Consider the following 1,065-nt stretch of genomic DNA (forward strand, 5'->3'; position numbering starts at 1 on the left):
TTATGCGACGTTACTTGTACGCCGAGAAGCAACGCAGAAGCAAGGATAACTCAGACGCATATAACCACCCTGCCCGGCTGCTATCTGCCTCTCTACGTCGATTCTGTTGCTTGACGAAATCAGGACGCAGCGCAACGCGCTAACGCTGTACGTTGCTTGCTGCTTTACCTGATTTCGTCAAGCGCATCATCCAAACTCTGATACATCGCAGACTTGCCAGCCGGCTCCAGTGGCTTCGGAACTCTGTTCCGATCCAGCAATTGAATACAGACGTAGAAATCACGCTGCAAATGTACCTTGTCATACACGCCGAAAAGAAACCCGATCCAAGGCAACCGGCAGAGAAACGGAACACCTTGCTCAATATTCGTTTCTCCTCCACTAGATGAAACATTCGCCAACAGGAAAGGCCGTGAATCCTCAATCTTAACTTGAGTGGTAACCTTACTCAAAGTCTTTTGAAGATCCGTTACCGGTCTGGAATGCTCTACAGAAGCATCGAAAACCCATGCAGAACCTGCATGATAGGCAGACAGTCCGATCAGAAGCCCGGTTTTCTGTGTGTTATACCCGGAAAGCACCCGGTTCCCATATTCCGACGTGCTGTAAATCGGACGGTCTATTTCGTCTCCTATATTCAACTCGACTTTAGAACCGGAGAGGATACCCACTTGAGTATCAATCACGTACCGTGTAGAGATTACAGCCTGATCCAGTTGCACAGAAGCCGCCAGCGACATGGCCGCATGCGTAACAGGATGCACGTTTTTCACCATATTTTCCCATGATACAGCGTATTCAAAAGACTTTTCCCAATCCAAGCCGACTTGAAAACGATCATCATAGACCACTTCAATCACTTTCAACTGACAAAGAGCTACATCACGTTCCAGTGTGGAAGTCAAAGCATCAGATATTTTCTTCAATTCGCGTTCCGTGCCCTGTGCGATAATCTTATCATTGACCAATTTCACAGCATTAGGAAAAACCTGCTCAAGTTTGGAATCAATCCCCAAAGACGGTAGAACCTCTATTTTCGACTGATTGCCACCTATATAATACTGC

1 protein-coding gene is annotated in these 1,065 nt (G+C 46.9%); it reads right to left on the reverse strand.

Annotated features, from left to right (window positions below):
* Positions 1-164: 164 nt before the first annotated feature.
* The coding region (locus tag C8D82_RS21485; RefSeq protein ID WP_165833244.1) for a type II and III secretion system protein at positions 165-1,065 on the reverse strand (901 nt) is incomplete at its 5' end.

This window comes from Victivallis vadensis (assembly GCF_003096415.1).
In the GTDB taxonomy this organism is placed as follows: Bacteria; Verrucomicrobiota; Lentisphaeria; order Victivallales; family Victivallaceae; genus Victivallis; species Victivallis vadensis.